This window comes from Streptomyces sp. NPDC007983 (genome assembly GCF_042958345.1).
Lineage (GTDB): Bacteria > Actinomycetota > Actinomycetes > Streptomycetales > Streptomycetaceae > Streptomyces.
Genome location: NZ_JBIBJI010000004.1, coordinates 1 through 15,280, shown reverse-complemented (window position 1 = coordinate 15,280; position 15,280 = coordinate 1). Strand labels below are relative to the sequence as shown.

At 70.8% G+C, this 15,280-nt stretch carries 15 protein-coding genes; 13 read left to right on the top strand and 2 right to left on the bottom strand.

What is annotated here, in order from left to right:
* The first annotated feature begins 5 nt into the window (after positions 1 to 5).
* From ACFZCY_RS13735 to metF, 9 genes are all read left to right on the top strand, one after another.
* Positions 6 to 821, top strand: coding sequence for a 2-amino-3,7-dideoxy-D-threo-hept-6-ulosonate synthase (locus ACFZCY_RS13735; RefSeq protein WP_391172191.1), 816 nt, complete (start codon positions 6 to 8; stop codon positions 819 to 821).
* Positions 818 to 1,921 carry a 3-dehydroquinate synthase II family protein gene (locus tag ACFZCY_RS13730; protein ID WP_391172189.1) on the top strand — a complete coding sequence of 368 codons (1,104 nt, stop codon included), beginning with the start codon at positions 818 to 820 and terminating at the stop codon, positions 1,919 to 1,921. Before ACFZCY_RS13735 ends, ACFZCY_RS13730 begins: the two co-directional genes overlap by 4 nt.
* Before the next feature lie 120 nt (positions 1,922 to 2,041).
* On the top strand, positions 2,042 to 2,926 hold the full coding sequence (locus tag ACFZCY_RS13725; protein WP_391172187.1) for an Ada metal-binding domain-containing protein: 885 nt from the start codon (positions 2,042 to 2,044) through the stop codon (positions 2,924 to 2,926).
* Positions 2,927 to 2,939: 13 nt separating this feature from the next.
* Entirely contained in the window at positions 2,940 to 4,703 is a 1,764-nt protein-coding gene (locus ACFZCY_RS13720) for an AMP-binding protein (protein WP_391172185.1), read from the top strand.
* A 149-nt stretch (positions 4,704 to 4,852) separates the two neighbouring features.
* Positions 4,853 to 5,860: a methyltransferase gene (locus ACFZCY_RS13715; protein ID WP_391172183.1), complete on the top strand. Its 1,008-nt coding sequence runs from the start codon at positions 4,853 to 4,855 to the stop codon at positions 5,858 to 5,860.
* A 44-nt stretch (positions 5,861 to 5,904) separates the two neighbouring features.
* Positions 5,905 to 7,764, top strand: coding sequence for an FAD-dependent monooxygenase (locus tag ACFZCY_RS13710; RefSeq protein WP_391172181.1), 1,860 nt, complete (start codon positions 5,905 to 5,907; stop codon positions 7,762 to 7,764).
* A gap of 1 nt (position 7,765) precedes the next feature.
* On the top strand, positions 7,766 to 9,448 hold the full coding sequence (locus ACFZCY_RS13705; RefSeq protein WP_391172179.1) for an FAD-dependent monooxygenase: 1,683 nt from the start codon (positions 7,766 to 7,768) through the stop codon (positions 9,446 to 9,448).
* A gap of 51 nt (positions 9,449 to 9,499) precedes the next feature.
* Positions 9,500 to 10,483: a PfkB family carbohydrate kinase gene (locus tag ACFZCY_RS13700; protein WP_391172177.1), complete on the top strand. Its 984-nt coding sequence runs from the start codon at positions 9,500 to 9,502 to the stop codon at positions 10,481 to 10,483.
* On the top strand, positions 10,480 to 11,460 hold the full coding sequence (metF, locus tag ACFZCY_RS13695; RefSeq protein WP_391172175.1) for a methylenetetrahydrofolate reductase [NAD(P)H]: 981 nt from the start codon (positions 10,480 to 10,482) through the stop codon (positions 11,458 to 11,460). The genes ACFZCY_RS13700 and metF overlap by 4 nt, the downstream gene beginning before the upstream one ends.
* Here metF and ACFZCY_RS13690 read toward each other — a convergent pair.
* The gene (locus ACFZCY_RS13690; protein WP_391172173.1) at positions 11,387 to 11,866 is read right to left on the bottom strand and encodes a nuclear transport factor 2 family protein; all 480 of its coding nucleotides are present in this window, start codon (positions 11,864 to 11,866) and stop codon (positions 11,387 to 11,389) included. The genes metF and ACFZCY_RS13690 overlap by 74 nt on opposite strands.
* Before the next feature lie 131 nt (positions 11,867 to 11,997).
* Here ACFZCY_RS13690 and ACFZCY_RS13685 point away from each other — a divergent pair, with 131 nt between their 5' ends.
* The 4 genes from ACFZCY_RS13685 to ACFZCY_RS13670 all read left to right on the top strand — a co-directional run bounded on the left by ACFZCY_RS13685 (position 11,998) and on the right by ACFZCY_RS13670 (position 14,453).
* The gene (locus ACFZCY_RS13685; RefSeq protein ID WP_391172170.1) at positions 11,998 to 12,792 is read left to right on the top strand and encodes a 2OG-Fe(II) oxygenase; all 795 of its coding nucleotides are present in this window, start codon (positions 11,998 to 12,000) and stop codon (positions 12,790 to 12,792) included.
* A gap of 744 nt (positions 12,793 to 13,536) precedes the next feature.
* Positions 13,537 to 13,668 carry a hypothetical protein gene (locus ACFZCY_RS13680; protein WP_391172168.1) on the top strand — a complete coding sequence of 44 codons (132 nt, stop codon included), beginning with the start codon at positions 13,537 to 13,539 and terminating at the stop codon, positions 13,666 to 13,668.
* A gap of 36 nt (positions 13,669 to 13,704) precedes the next feature.
* On the top strand, positions 13,705 to 13,992 hold the full coding sequence (locus ACFZCY_RS13675; RefSeq protein ID WP_391172166.1) for an NAD(P)H-binding protein: 288 nt from the start codon (positions 13,705 to 13,707) through the stop codon (positions 13,990 to 13,992).
* Positions 13,968 to 14,453, top strand: a complete 486-nt coding sequence (locus ACFZCY_RS13670) for an NAD-dependent epimerase/dehydratase family protein (RefSeq protein ID WP_391173618.1) — start codon at positions 13,968 to 13,970, stop codon at positions 14,451 to 14,453. The genes ACFZCY_RS13675 and ACFZCY_RS13670 overlap by 25 nt, the downstream gene beginning before the upstream one ends.
* 211 nt (positions 14,454 to 14,664) lie before the next feature.
* On the opposite strand, the gene ACFZCY_RS13665 is transcribed toward ACFZCY_RS13670, so the two are convergent.
* The coding region (locus ACFZCY_RS13665; RefSeq protein ID WP_391172164.1) for a transposase at positions 14,665 to 15,280 on the bottom strand (616 nt) is incomplete at its 5' end.

Sequence of the window (15,280 nt, the reverse complement as noted above, 5' to 3'; positions counted from 1 at the left end):
GTCTGATGCCGAGCACGTCTTCATCGGGTAAATCACTACGACTAGCCAGACTTTCCGGGCATGGCGACGAGCGCTATCTCTTCGTGCCACTCGATCACTCCGTCTCCGACGGGCCGATCGCGACGGTGAGCGGCTTCCAGGAACTCGTCCGTGACGTGGTCGCCGGCGGGGCCGACGGAATCGTCGTCCACAAGGGCCGGGCCCGGGTGCTCGCCCCCGAACTGCTCTCGGACTGTTCGCTGCTCATCCACCTGAGCGCCAGCACGGCACACGGCCCGGACGTCAACCGCAAAGTGCTCGTGGGCGACGTCGACGAGGCCATCAGCCTCGGGGCGGACGCGGTGAGCGTGCATGTCAACATCGGCTCCGATACCGAAGCCGACCAGCTGGCCGACCTCGGTACGGTCGCCGCGGCCTGCGATCGATGGGGCATGCCGCTGCTGGCCATGGTCTACCCCCGGGGCCCGCGGGTCACCGATCCCGCCGACCCGGCTCTGGTGGCGCACGTCGTCAACATCGCCGCCGACCTCGGCGTCGACATCGTCAAGACCGTGTTCGCCTCACCCGTGGAGCGCATGGCCGAGGTGGTCGAAAGCTCCCCGCTCCCCATCATCGTCGCGGGCGGTGGCGACGCGTCGCAGAGTCTCCAGGACTTCGCGGTCTCGGCGCTCGCGGTCGGATGCAGCGGACTCGCCATCGGCCGGCGGGTCTTCAACTCGGCCGCTCCCCGCACGACGGTTCAGGCACTCGCCGAGATCGTCCACGGGCCCCAGGGCTCTCCCGTCTCCATCCAAACCCCGCGAATGGCAGGTGCACTGTGAAGCTCAGTTGGGTCGACATCCGCTCGGTCGGTTCGGCGAAGGACGCCATCGTCCAGGAGGCGATTCACGCCCGGGTGGAGGGAATTCTCGCCGCCGACCCGGCGGACCTGGAGAAGCTGCCGCCGACGGTGAAGAAGGTCCTCTTCCCGCAGGGCCAGACGCTCCCCGAGAGCTTCGGCGCCGCGGACGTCGTCATCGTCGACCCCGCCAAGCACGGGGAGCCGGCCGAACTGGCCCTGGCCCACCCCGATGTGGAGTTCGGCCGGTTCGTCGAGATCATCGACGCCGAGACGCTGGAGGACGCCTGCCAGTCCGGCCGCGTCGACAAGTGGAGCGTGCTGCTCTTCCGCGACCCCACCAAGATCCCGCTGGAGATCGTGATCGCGGCCGCCGCCCGTGCCAACGGCAGCCTCGTCACCGTCGCCAAGGACGTGGAGGAAGCCGAGATCATCTTCGGCGTGCTGGAACTCGGCTCCGACGGCGTGCTGATGGCCCCCGCGAAGGTCGGTGACGTCACTGCCCTCAAGGCCGCCGCCGAAGGCGGCATACCCGACCTCGAGCTGGCCGAGCTGGAGGTCACGGCCACCACACATGTCGGCATGGGCGAGCGGGCCTGCGTGGACACCGCCACCTACTTCGGCAAGGACGAGGGCATCCTGGTCGGCTCGCACTCTAAGGGCATGATCCTCTGCGTCAGCGAGACCCATCCGCTGCCGTACATGCCCACCCGCCCGTTCCGGGTCAACGCCGGCGCCATCCACTCGTACACCGTCGGCCAGAACGAGCGCACCAACTACCTGAGCGAGCTGAAGGCCGGCAGCAAGGTCACCGCGGTGGACATCCACGGGAAGACCCGCCTGGTCACCGTCGGCCGGGTCAAGATCGAGACTCGCCCGCTGCTCTCCATCGACGCGGTCGGCCCCGACGGCCGCACGGCCAATCTGATCCTCCAGGACGACTGGCACGTCCGGGTGCTCGGCCCGGGGGGCACGGTGCTCAACAGCACCGAGCTCAAGCCCGGCGACAAGGTGCTCGGCTACCTGCCGGTCGAGGACCGCCACGTCGGCTACCCGATCAACGAGTTCTGCCTGGAGAAGTAGCCGCCCCGGGCGGGCCGGTCGGCACGCACGGCGCGACCGGCCCGCCCCGGCGGGGCCGCGGGACCCCAGTACCTCCGAACGACCCCCACACCGGAAACAGCGCATCCCGGAGGAACAGTCTTGGACGGGACAGTGTCGTCCTACGTCGATGACGAAGAACGGTGGCGAGCCGTTCTGCGCCGAGACCGGCAGGCGGACGGAATCTTCTACTACTCGGTGCGGACGACGGGCATCTACAGCCGGCCCTCCTGCGTCTCCCGGCCCGCGCGCCGGGCGAACACCGTCTTCTTCACCGACCCGGAGGCGGCCGAACGCGCCGGATACCGGCCCTGCCGCCGGTGCAGACCGCGCGAGGACAGCGCGCTCGACTCCTCCGTGACCGCCATCGCCAGGACCTGCGCGCTGATCCACCGGGCGAGCGAGACACCGAACCTCGACACCCTCGCCGAGGCGGCCGGTTTCAGCCGCTTCCACTTCCACCGGGTCTTCAAACGGCTGACGGGAGTGACCCCGCAGGCGTACGTGGCGAGCTGCCGGGCCGACCGGCTGCGCCGGGTGATCTCCGAGGCCGAGACGGTGACGGAGGCCATCTACCGGTCGGGCTTCACCTCCCAGGGCAACTTCTACGCCATGTCCACGCAGATCCTGGGCATGACGCCGACCAGCTTCCGCACCGGCGCGGACTCCGTCGCCATCAGCTTCTCCGTCGCGGCGAGCCCCCTCGGCCCCGTGCTGGTCGCGAAGACCGAGAAGGGCATCTGCTCCGTGCTCACCGGCGACGACGAGCCGGAGCTGATCGCACGGCTGAGGGATCGTTTCCCCAAGGCCCATCTCCTCCGCGCCGACCGGGAGTTCGACGAGCGGGTCGCCACCGCCGTACGCCAGGCGGAGCCACCGAGGCCGGGCCGTGACCTGCCGCTGGACATCCGCATCACGGCCATGAGCGAGCGCCTCAGAAAGGCGCTGCGCGACGCACCGAGCGAACTATCCGTCCAGACACGGTGAAAGAGGATTGGTGATGTTACTCTTCGGCACTCATCGGTCGGCGGCCCAGCGACTGCGGCTGCACACCGACCGAGGGCTCGGCGCGGGCAACTTCTTCTGGCGCGCCTGGCGCATCGCCAAGGACCGGGACCGGCCGCTCCTCTACCACCCGGATGTCACCGCCCCCGGCTGGGCGGAGACCGAGCCGCCCGGCCTCTCCCTGAACGACATGCGCATCACCGTCATCCGGTACGCCACCTGGTACCGCGACCACGGGGTGGGGCCCTCCTCCCATGTCGGGGTCTACACCCGCGACGGGCTGGCCGGACTGCTCCACCACATAGCGATCAACAGCCTCGGTGCCGCCGCCGTGCACTGCAACCCCAAGATGGCGTCCCCGACCGCGGCCGACTACTTCCAGCGCACCCGCACGACGGTCCTCGTCGGCGACAAGGACCTGCTCGACGGCTGCACCGAGGCCTGGTCGGGGCAGGGCATCGCCGTCGCCCGGACCCCCGTGCTGCAGGACATCCGGGAGCTGGACGAAACCGCCCCGCTGCCGCCCGCCCCGCTGCCCGGCTTCCCCTACCGGCACCGGCCCGACGACCTGGTGATGGTCTCCCACTCCTCCGGGACCACTGGCCGCCCCAAGGCGCCGATCTTCAGCCACCGCGGGTTCTTCGTCGGCAAGCGCGAACGCCTGTGGAGCTTCCCGTCCCTGCGCACCGACCGCATGCTCACCGCCCTCCCGCACAGCCACTCGGCGGGCATCAGCTATCTCAGCATGGCGCTGCTGCTGGGCATCCCCACCCTGATCCTGGACGACGCGAGCGGACGGTCCGTGGTCCGGGCGATCAACCAGTTCCACCCCACCTTCGTCCTCGGCTTCCCGCTGACCCTGGCGGAGATCGACGTCTCGGCCATCGACCCCGGCGCCGCCCGGAACATCCACTCGTGGAACGGCATGGGCGACGCCTCGCACGAGCGGCACATCAGGCCCCTGATGGGCCTCGGCTCCCGCCCCGGCAAGACCGGTTCCCAGTACAACGACGGCCTGGGCTCCTCCGAGATGGGCATGGTGCTCTTCAGGCAGGTGTACGTCCCCGAGTCGACCGAATACGGACGGCTCATCGGCCGCCCGGCCGGTGTGGTCCGCAAGGCCGCCGTCCTCGACGAGCAGGGGAACGAACTCCCCGACGGGCAGGCCGGGATGCTCGGCATCCGCACCCCCAGCGTCACCCCCGGCTACTGGGACGACCCCCAGCTCAGCCAGGAGTCCCTGCTGAACGGCTACTTCCTCACCGGCGACATCGTCCGCCGCGACGACCAGGGCCGCTTCTTCCACCTCGACCGCACCACCGACGTGATCGACTCCACCGCGGGGCCCGTGCACAGCCTCCTCCTCGAGGAGGTCCTGCTGCTGACCACCCAGGCGCTCGACGCCGCGGTGGTGGGTGTCGAGGACCCCGAGGCCCTGGGGAAGTCCGCCCCCATCGGCATCGTCCTCTTCCGCGACGACCGCGACGACCGCGGCGACCGCGACGACCGCGGCGACCACGACCACCGCGACAGCGGAGGGGATCGCCCCGAGCGCTCCTCCGAGGGCCTGCTGGAGGCCGTCAACGCCGAACTCGGCCGCAAGCGGCTGCCGCTGCTGCGCGCGCTGCTCATCGCCGCCGACCGCGCCGAACTGCCCGTGGGCGTCACCGGCAAGGTGCTCAAGCGGCAGCTCCGCGAGCGCCACCGCACCCTGCTGCACGACGCCGCCGCCCACGGGGCCGCGCCACGGGCGAACTGACCGTCGCCGCCCGTACGCCGCGCACCGCAGCAACCCCGCGCACCCCAGCGATCCCGCGCACCCCAGCGATCCCGCGCGCCCCAGCGATCCCGCGCGCCACCGTACGGAAGCGGCCTCACCACCGCCCCACCCGATCAGAAGGGCCAGTCATGCACGACGGACACGCCGCGCGCCAAGTAGTCGACATCATCACCGGCTCCTGGCAGTCACAAGCGCTCTACGCCGCGGTCGCCCTGGAGATCCCCGACCACATCGCCGCCGGACACACCACCGACACGGCCCTCGCCACGGCCACCGGCTCGGGCCCGGACGGCATCACCCGGCTGATGCGGCTGCTGCTGGCCATGGGCGTCTTCAGCCGATCACCGGAGCACGGCTACGAACTGACGCCGGTGAGCGAAGTGCTCCGCGCCGACAGCGACGTGTCGATGCGCGACATGATCCAGCTCTACGGCGAGGAGTTCCACACCGCGTGGGGAGCGGTGGTGCCCGCCGTCCGCACCGGATCCTCCGGCTTCGAACACGCCCTCGGCACCTCGCTCCACGCGCATCTGGCGAACGCGCCCGGCGCGGGCGCCAAGTTCCAGCGCGCCATGAACGCGGGCAACGTCTTCTTCCCCGACGTCCTGGACGCCTTCGACTTCTCCCGCTGCCACACGGTGATGGACGTCGCGGGCGGCAGCGGTCAGCTCCTCTCGATGGTCCTGCGGGCCTACCCCCAACTGCACGGGGTGCTCCTCGACCTGCCGCATATGATTCCCGTCGCCCGCGCTCACCTCGACGCCTCCGTGGGCCCCGACCGCTACGAGGCCGTCGAGGGGGACATCTTCGCCTCGGTGCCCGAGGGCGCCGACGCGTACCTCCTCTCCCGGGTGCTCCAGGACTGGGACGACGACCGGTCCGTGACCCTCCTGTCCAACATCCGCAAGGCGCTGCCCGAAAACGGCCGGCTGCTCGTCGTGGAGCGGGTCATCCCCGAGGAAGGCGCCCCGGAGCTGCTTCCGCTCCTGTACGACCTGCATCTCCTCATGGCCGCCGGAGGGCGCGGGCGGACCCTGGACGGCTACCTCGACGTCCTCACCGCGGCCGGGCTGCGCCTGGAATCCGTACACCCGCTGGCCCTCGAAACCACGTTACTGGTCGCCGCCGCGGCCTAGACCCCGCGCCGACGACCCACGAGAAGGCGAAGACGAGGCACGCGATGAATCTCCCACCCCCATCCCGACCGAGCGACGACCCCCGCGTCCCGGACGTCCCCGTGCTGATCATCGGCGGCGGCGGCGCGGGCCTGACGGCATCCGTTTTCCTCTCCGACCTCGGCGTCGGCTCGCTGCTCGTCGAGCGCCACGCGACGACGTCGATCCAGCCCAAGGCCCATATCCTCAACGCCCGCACCATGGAGATCTTCGGCCACCACGGACTGGCCCGGGAGATCTACGCCGAGGGCTCCCCGCCCGCCAACTGCGGCGCCATGGCCTGGCTGACCAGCCTCGGCGGCGACGAGCCGTACGACCGCAAGGTGCTCCACCGCGCCGATGCCTACGGCGGCGGCGCCCTGGCCGAGCGGTACGCCGAGGCCTCCGCGTACCCGCACGCGAACCTCGGCCAGCGCTGGCTGGAGCCGCTGCTCCGCCGCCATGCCGAGGAGCGCAACCCCGGCGGGATCCGCTTCGGACACGAGATGGTGGAATTCGAATACGACGGGGACGGCGTCACCGCGACCATCCTGGACCGTGCCGCGGACCGTACCTACCGCGTCCGCGCCGGGTACCTGATCGCCGCCGACGGCGGCCGCGCGGTGAGCAAGGGGCTCGGCATCCGCATGCTGGGCACCCCCACCTTCCTGGAGTGGATCAACCTTCACATCCGGGCCGACTTCTCCGAGTTCATCCCCTTCGACGACACGGTGGTCAACCGGGTCTCCAGCCTCGCCGACGACGGCAGCCTGGAGCACTGCGGCGTCGTGCCCATGGGCCCCAAGCGCTGGGGGCGCCACTCCGAGGAGTGGACGCTGATGTTCTCCCGGCCACCGGGCGCGAAAGGAGCGGCGGAACTGGACGACGAGACCATAGTCAAGATGGTCCGCCGCACGCTGAAACTCCCCCAGGACCACGCCATGGAGGTGCAGAGCATCAGCCGCTGGCCCGTGGAGGGCACGGTCGCCGAGCACTTCCGCGTCGGCCGCGTCTTCCTCGTCGGCGACGCCGCCCACCGCCATCCGCCCTCCGGCGCGCTCGGCCTCAACACCGGCGTCCAGGACTCCCACAACCTGGCCTGGAAGCTGGCCCGAGTGCTCTCCGGCGATGCCGCACCCGCCCTGCTCGACAGCTACGAGGCCGAGCGGCGCCCGGTCGCCGAGCGCGTCGTCGAGCGGGCGCTGTACTCGCTGTTCAACCAGATCGCCTTCACCGCGGGCACCGGCGTGGTCCCGGGAGCCCGCCCCGAGTGGAACCGGGCCCAGATGACCGCCCTGTTCTCCGACACGGCCGACGGCCGGACCCGGCGCGCCGTCCTCGCCGAGTACTTCGAGACCAACCGGATCACCACCGCCCACCTCGGCCTGGAGATGGGCTACGACTACGCCGACGCGGGCTTCGTCACCGGCGACGGCACCGAAAAGCCCGAGACGGATCCGCTGGGCCTGGACTACGTCCAGTCCTGCCGCCCCGGCAGCCGCATGCCGCACGCCTGGCTGCGGCGCGGCGGACAGCGGACGGCGACCCACGACCTCATCGACCACGGGGCGTTCCTGCTCCTCACCGGCGCCCGGGGCGAGAGCTGGGTGCGCGCCGCGGCCGAGGTCTCCGGAACCCACGGCCCGGCCGTCACCGCCCACGCCGTGGGCCCGGAGCACGAGGTGACCGACCCCGACGGCGTATGGGCGAACTTGCGCGGCCACGGCGAGGAGGGGGCCGTCCTGGTCAGGCCCGACGGGTTCGTCGCCATGCGGCTGCACTCGGCGCCCCCGGACCCGGTGCGGGAACTGCGCCGGGGGCTCGACGTGGCCCTGGGGCGCGCCGTCCCCGTGACGGCCGCGCCGGGCGGGAAGGGGGACCGCTGACATGGCCGACGTCCAGCGCACTCCCGTCGCCATCGTGGGCGCCGGCCCGGTGGGCATCATGCTCGCGCTCTTCCTCGACCGCTACGGCATCGAGTCGGTCCTCTTCAACGCCGAGCCCACCATGGAGGACACCCCGCGGGGCAACACGCACAACGCCCGCACCATGGAGCACTACCGGCGCCTGGGCATCTCCGGCCAGATCCGGCGGCTGGGACCGCCCGCCGATCACACCCTCGACATCGCCTACTTCACCCGCTACAGCGGCTTCGAGCTGTCCCGGCTGTCACTGCCCTCGCCGGGGGAGCGGATGCGGGCGCTCGCCCGCACGCCCCGCACCGACCAGACGCCCGAACCGGTGCACCGCGCCAACCAGATGTACGTCGAGAAGTTCCTCTTCGAACACGCCATGACCCGCCCCAACATCACCCTCCGCTTCGGCTGGCGGGTGACCGGCCTCAAGCAGAACGCCACCGGCGTCACACTCGACGCCGAAAGCGTCACCGGCGGGGCCCGGGAGAGCTGGCAGGCGCCGTACGCGGTGGGCTGCGACGGCGGCCGCAGCTTCGTGCGCCGCGCCCTGGGCGTGCACTACGAGGGACCCGGATCGCTGGAGCAGGAGATCCTGGGGCGCCGCGCCACCGCCGCCCATCTGCGGCTGCCGACCTTCCACACGGACGTCTTCACCGGCCGGCGGGCCTGGAGCTATTGGTCGCTCAACCCCGAGCTGGTCATGAACCTCATCGCGCTCAACGGCCGGGACGAGTTCTTCCTGCTCACCAGCTCCGTCGACCCGGACACCACGGACGCCGCGGAACTGGCCTCGCTGGTACGGCGCGCGGCGGGCACCCCGCTGCCCGTCGAGGTGCTCAGCCATCGCCCGTGGACACCGGGCGCCGCCCTGGTCGCCGAGCGCTTCACCGTGGGCCGGGTGTTCCTCGCGGGCGACTCGGCCCATCTGTTCACCCCCAACGGCGGCTTCGGCATGAACACCGGGGTGGACGACACCGCCAACCTCGCCTGGAAGCTCGCCGGGACGATCCAGGGCTGGGGCGGCCCCGCACTGCTCCGTTCCTACGAGAGCGAGCGGCGGCCGATCGCCCTGCGCAACACCGCCGCCGCCCGCGAACTCAACACCGGCCTCGCCGACATCGAGCGCCCCGCCGTCATGGAGGCCGACACACCGGAGGGCGCGAAGGCGCGCGCCCGGGTCGGCGCGCTCGTACGCGCCTACGGCGAGCGCACGCACTCCATCGGTGTGCAGCTCGGCGCACGCTACGACGGCTCCCCGCTCATCGACACCGACGAGGAGCCGCCGAGCGACTCCATGGGCACCTACACGCCCAGCGCCATACCCGGCGGACGCGCCCCGCACGTATGGCTCGACGACTGGCGCGGCCCCGGCAGTTCGCTCTTCGACCGCTTCGGCCCCTACTACACCGTGCTCCGGCTCGGCCCCGAGCCGCCGCCCGTCAAGGAGCTTCAGGCCGCCGCCCAGGCCGCCGGCCTGCCCCTGCGCACCCTGGACGTCGAGGATCCGGTCGTCCGCGACCTCTACGAGCGCGACCTCGTGCTCATACGCCCCGACCAGCACGTCGCCTGGCGCGGCAACGTCCTGCCCACCGACCCCGGCGACCTCGTGGCCCGGGTGACGGGACAGCGCCCGGCGGCCACCGCCGGTCCGTAGCCCGCGACTCCTCGTGCCCCTACCGACCGCTCTCCCAAGGAGGAGACCGACGTGCGCATCGCCGTCACCGGATCGATCGCGATCGACCATCTGATGGTCTATCCCGGACGGTTCGCCGAGCAACTGATCGAGGGACAGCTCGACAAGGTCTCGTTGTCCTTCCTCGCCGACGAGCTGGACATCCGGCGGGGAGGCGTCGCCGCGAACATCGCCCTCGCCCTGGGCCGGTTCGGGCTCGACCCCCTCCTCGTCGGCGCGGCCGGGGTCGACTTCGCCGCCTACGGCTGCTGGCTGCGGTCCAACGGCGTGGACACGGGCTCCGTGCGGGTCAGCGAGACACGCCGGACCGCGCGCTTCGTGTGCACGACGGACGCCGACCAGAACCAGATCGCGACCTTCTACGCCGGTGCCATGACCGAGGCGAAGGAGATCGAGCTGGAACCGACCGCGCGGCGCGCCGGCGGGCTCGACCTCGTGGTGATCGCCCCCAATGACCCCGAGGCCATGCTGCTCCACGCCGACGAGTGCCGCAGGCGCGGATACGCCTTCGCCGCCGACCCCTCGCAGCAGCTCGCCCGCACCACCGGTGAGGAAGCGCGCAGCCTGGTCGAGGACGCCCGCTACCTGTTCACCAACGCCTACGAGGCGGCGCTCCTCCGGGACCACACCGGCTGGAGCGACGGCGACATCCTGGGCCGGGTCGGCACCTGGATCACCACCGCCGGAGCCGACGGCGTCCACATCAAGACGGCGGGGCGGCCGACGCTGCGGATCCCCGCGGTCCCGACGTCCGGGGTGGCCGACCCCACCGGCGGCGGCGACGCGCTGCGCGCCGGATTCCTCGCCGGGGTCGCCTGGGGCCTCGGCCACGAGCGGGCGGCCCAGCTCGGCTGCGCCCTGGCCACGGTGGTCCTGGAGTCGGTCGGCACCCAGGAATACCAGCTCTCCGCGGACGACCTGCTGGGCAGGCTCGACAAGGGCTACGGCGCCGAGGCCGCCCAGGACCTCGCACCACACCTGGTACGGCCGGTATGACCGCGCCACCGCGGACGTACCCCGACCACAGGGGCCCCGCCCTGCCCTCGGCGACCGCCTCCGCCACACGGGTGCGCACACCACGCCGCTCCCTGGCCGAGGTGCTCGCCGCGGGCGAGCGCTCGTACTCCTTCGAGTTCTTCCCGCCGAAGACCGGGGCGGGGGAGCGGACCCTGTGGAACGCCATCCGACGGATCGAGCGGTACGCGCCGACCTTCGTCTCGGTGACCTACGGGGCGGGCGGCTCGTCGCGGGACCGGACCATCGGGCTCACCAAGCGGATCGCCGCGGAGACCACCGTGCGGCCGGTCGCCCACCTCACGGCGGTCGGGCACTCGGTCGGCGAACTGCGGCACATCATCGGCCAGTACGCGGACGCCGGAATCCTCGACGTCCTCGCGCTGCGCGGCGACCCGCCCGGCGACCCCCGCGGACCCTGGCTCGCGGAACCGGACGGGCTGACTTACGCCGGCGAACTGGTGGCACTCATCCGTGAGTCGTGCGACTTCAGCATCGGCGTGGCGGCCTTCCCGGAGCGACACCCGCGCTCCCCGGACTGGGACAGCGACGTCCGGTACTTCGTGGCCAAGTGCCGGGCGGGCGCCGACTACGCCATCACGCAGATGTTCTTCGACGCCGAGGACTACCTGCGGCTGCGCGACCGGGTCGCGGCCGCGGGCTGCGAGATCCCGATCATCCCCGAGATCATGCCCGCGACCGACTTCCGGCAGGTGCGCCGCTTCGCCGAGCTGAGCGACGCCCACTTCCCCGAGGACCTCGCCCGGCGACTGGAGGCCGCCCAGGGCGACGCCGAAGCGGGGCACCGGATCGGCGTCGACCAGGCCACCGCCATGGCCCGGCGGCTGCTGGACGAGGGCGCCCCGGGCCTGCACTACATCACGCTCAACCGATCGGCCGCGGCGCTGGAGATCCATCGGAATCTGGCGCCACGACCCGGCCACCGCACGCCTCGCTGATGGCGGCGGGGTCCCAGTAGTAGGGCCGGATCTCGCGGATGCGGCCGTCCCGGAGGGTCACCGTCTGCACGATCGAGGTGACCACTTCGCGGCCGGTCGCCCGCGCGACGAAGCGCACCCGGTTGGTCGCCACCACGGTGTCGCGGTCCACGAGCTGCCGCTGTTCGAGGAATTCCATCGACTCCCACAGCTCGCCCATGACCGCGATGAACCGCTCCATGCCCGCGGGGCCGTGCCAGACGCCGGTGAAGGGCAGGCCCGGTGCCTGGTGGAGCTCGACCTCCGGGTCCAGGCACGCGGCGATCTCGTCGAACCCGGCCCGGCCGGCGCCACCCGCCATGACATAGGCGCGTTCGGCCTCGTAGAACCGCTGCATCACGGCAATGGCGCTGTCGTTCGAAGACATGGTGTGACGACTCCCGGGAAACTTGCGACGCTTCGTTTTTCGTGTCCCAGCCAAGCGCCCGGGCTCCCACATTGCTGGCGGGATTCGGCCATCGCGCTCCGCGCCCGCGTCCAGCCGGAAGACTGTCACCCATGGACCAGACCGAACTCCCCCTCGACCTGCCCGGCCGTACCGCGGGCGGCCGTACCGCGGGCGCCGGGGACGCACCGCACACCGCCCACGACGCCGTCCCCGCCCTCGCGGAGCTGGACTGGCCGCGGCTGTACGCCCAGCTCAACGAGGACGGTGTGGCGCTCACCCCTCCGCTGCTCTCCCGCGAGCAGTGCCAGCTGCTCATCGACACCTTCGACAACCCCGCGCTGTTCCGCTCGACCGTGGTGATGCAGCGCTACGACTTCGGCCGCGGCACCTACAAGTACTACGCCGACCCCGCCGCCGTACCGCTCGTCCAGACCCTGCGCGAGCGGCTGTACCCGCCGATGGCGTGGATGGCCAACCAGTGGGCGCCCCTGCTGAACGAACGCATCTTCCCCGCCACCCTGGACGAGCTGCTCGCCGAATGCGCGGACAACGGCCAGAGCCGGCCCACCCCGCTCATCCTCCACTACGGCCCCGGTGACTACGCCTGTCTGCACCAGGACATCTACGGCGACATCGTCTTCCCGCTCCAGATCGCCATCATGCTGCGCGAGCCCGGCCAGGACTTCACCGGCGGGGAGAACGTCTTCGTCGAACAGCGCCCCCGCTCACAGTCCCGTGCCATCGTCCTCACGCCACGCCTCGGCCAGGGCATGATCTTCCCCGTCCGCCACCGGCCCGCGCGGGGACAGCACGGCTACCGCCGCCACCCCATGCGGCACGGCACCAACGCCGTGGCCTCGGGACGCCGGACCACACTCGGCATCATCTTCCACAACGCCCGCTGACCTCGAACCGGCCAAGGTGTATTGACCATGAGCGTTGTTGACAGGGGTGATGGAACGTCACAATGACGGCCGGCGGCTGCCACGGTGCTGCATGCCACGCATCTGCCCATCGACCCGGTCGATGCTCGGCCATCTGCAGCAAGGAGAACGGTTTGTGCACTCGCTGCGCGATGGGAGATCACACTCACGACGATCCCCGGCCACCCAGGCCCCTTGCAGGGACCGACCTGAGCCCGTTGGCACGGAGGCGCGTCTGATGGAGCTTGGCCCGGCGAAGCACTTCGGTCGCGGGCCGGGGAACGCGGCCGAGGGCCGCAGCCAAGTGAGTGGTCTTTGCCAAGACGGCAAGGAAGATGGTCGAGGGCTCGACTCGACTGGCACTTTTCACCCATGACCGACGAACAACAACCGTGCAAGAGGTCATGAGCCTCCTGACGCCGTCCACGGCAGCGGACAGCCCCGTTCACCAGGTTGCCACCCGGTTCGTGCAGACCTACAGCCTGACGCGTGTCGACCCCGACTTCCACGCGTTGTTCGCCGAGACCGTCGAGGTCTGGCACAGCTTCGACCACGAAACGGTGTCGCTGCCCGGCGGCGAGTTCGCCGGGGCGATGGTGCGGATGCTCCGCGCGGCCAAGGACGTGGGTTCATGGCCACTGCGACCGGATCCGGTCCCTCAAGGTCGACCACGACGGCTTCGCCCTGGCCGCGACCGCCTCCGGCGGACTGGAGGACGGCACCCCGGTGCGCATCTTCCGCTGCCTGCTGGTGACCGTTCGCGAGGGCCGCATCACCCGCATCGAGGAATTCGGCGACCACCAGCAGCGCACGCCGCTCGACGAGGCCCTCCACGCGGCCGGAAGATTCCGCAGCTAGACCCCACCCCCGAACACATCCCGGCAAGGATCCACCATGGACATCTTCCTCACGGGCGCGAGCGACTACATCGGCGGAGCCGTCGCCCAGGGCCTGATCCGCGACAAACACACTGTCCGCGGCCTGACCCGCACCCCCAGCGCGGTCGATGCTCTCGCCGCGGCGGGCATCGAGCCGGTCGTCGGCGACCTCGACGACACCGCTCTGCTTGAGCGGGAAGCCCGGCGCGCGGACGCGGTCATCAACACCGCCAACAGCGACCACCGCAGCACCGTCGAAACCTTCATCGCTGCGCTGCGCTGCGCGGTTCGGGAAAGGTCCTGATCCACACCAGCGGCACCAGCGTCATCGGCGATGACGCTCAGGGACAACACGCCTCCGACACGGTCTTCGACGACTCCATTCCGTTCAGTCCGGGAGACCATCCCATCCGCCGTGCCCGCTATGACATCGAGCGCACTGTCGTCGATGCCGACGGCACGGGGCTGCGCACGGTGGTGCTGTGCAACTCGCTGATCTACGGCAACGGAACGGGGCCCCGCCCGCAGACGGTGCTGATCCCACCGCTGGTGAACCAGGCTGTCGGCAGTGGCATCGTCCGCGTGGTCGGACGCGGCCTCAATCGCTGGTCAACCGTGCATCTCGATGACATGGCCGACCTCTACCAGCTGACTCTCACCGAGCCCGCGGCCGCCGGATTCTACTTCGTGGAGGGGGGGAGAGGACGCTTCGTTCGCCGAGATCGGACAGGCGATCTCCCGCCGTCTTGGCCTGGGGCCGGTTGAGCCGTGGAACCTGGACTCGGCCGGGGCCGCGTGGGGCGAGGGATTCGCCCGCAATGCGCTCGGCACCAACAGCCGCGTCCGCGCCACTCGCGCTCGTGCCCTCGGCTGGCGACCCTCGCGTCCATCCGTCACCCACTGGATCGAACACGACATGCCCCTGCCGTGATCCGGACAACCCAGAGTAGGGCCCGCGTCCGTCACTAGTGCCGCATCAGGCAACGTTCGCCCTGTTCACGACCTTTCGGAGGCGGTCGTCGGCGGCGTGCTTGTTGCGCCAGATGATGTAGCGGCGGATCATGCTTTCCTGTTCTTTGTGGCTGGCGTGGTCGGTGCCGTCGAGGGCGAAATAGCGCAGGGCGGTGAACTGCGCCTCGATCCGGTTGAGCCATGAGCTGTTGGCCGGGGTGTAGGCGATTTCCACATTGTTCGCCGCGGCCCACGTCCCGACCCGCTGGCACCGCTTCGTCGTCAGGTGCGGTGAGTAGTTGTCGCAGACAATGGCGATGCGCACGTTCGCCGGGTGCAGCGAGCGCAGGTAGCGGCAGAACTCCAGGAACTTCGACCTGTTCTTGGTCTTCTTGATGTGCCCGTAGAGCTGGTCTTTGGCCAGGTCGTAGGCGGCGAACAGATGCCGGACGCCGTGCGGGCGGGTGTAGGTGGCACGGCGGCGGGGCTTGGGCTCCCGGTCGGGGCCCTTATGGCGGCCGCCGCGTTCGGCCCATTGCCGTCCGGGGTGCGGCTGGAGGTTGAGCGGGCCGAACTCGTCCAGGCGTAAGACGACTTCGGGCTCGCCTTCCTCCGCTATGACCTCACCGTCGGCGATCGCG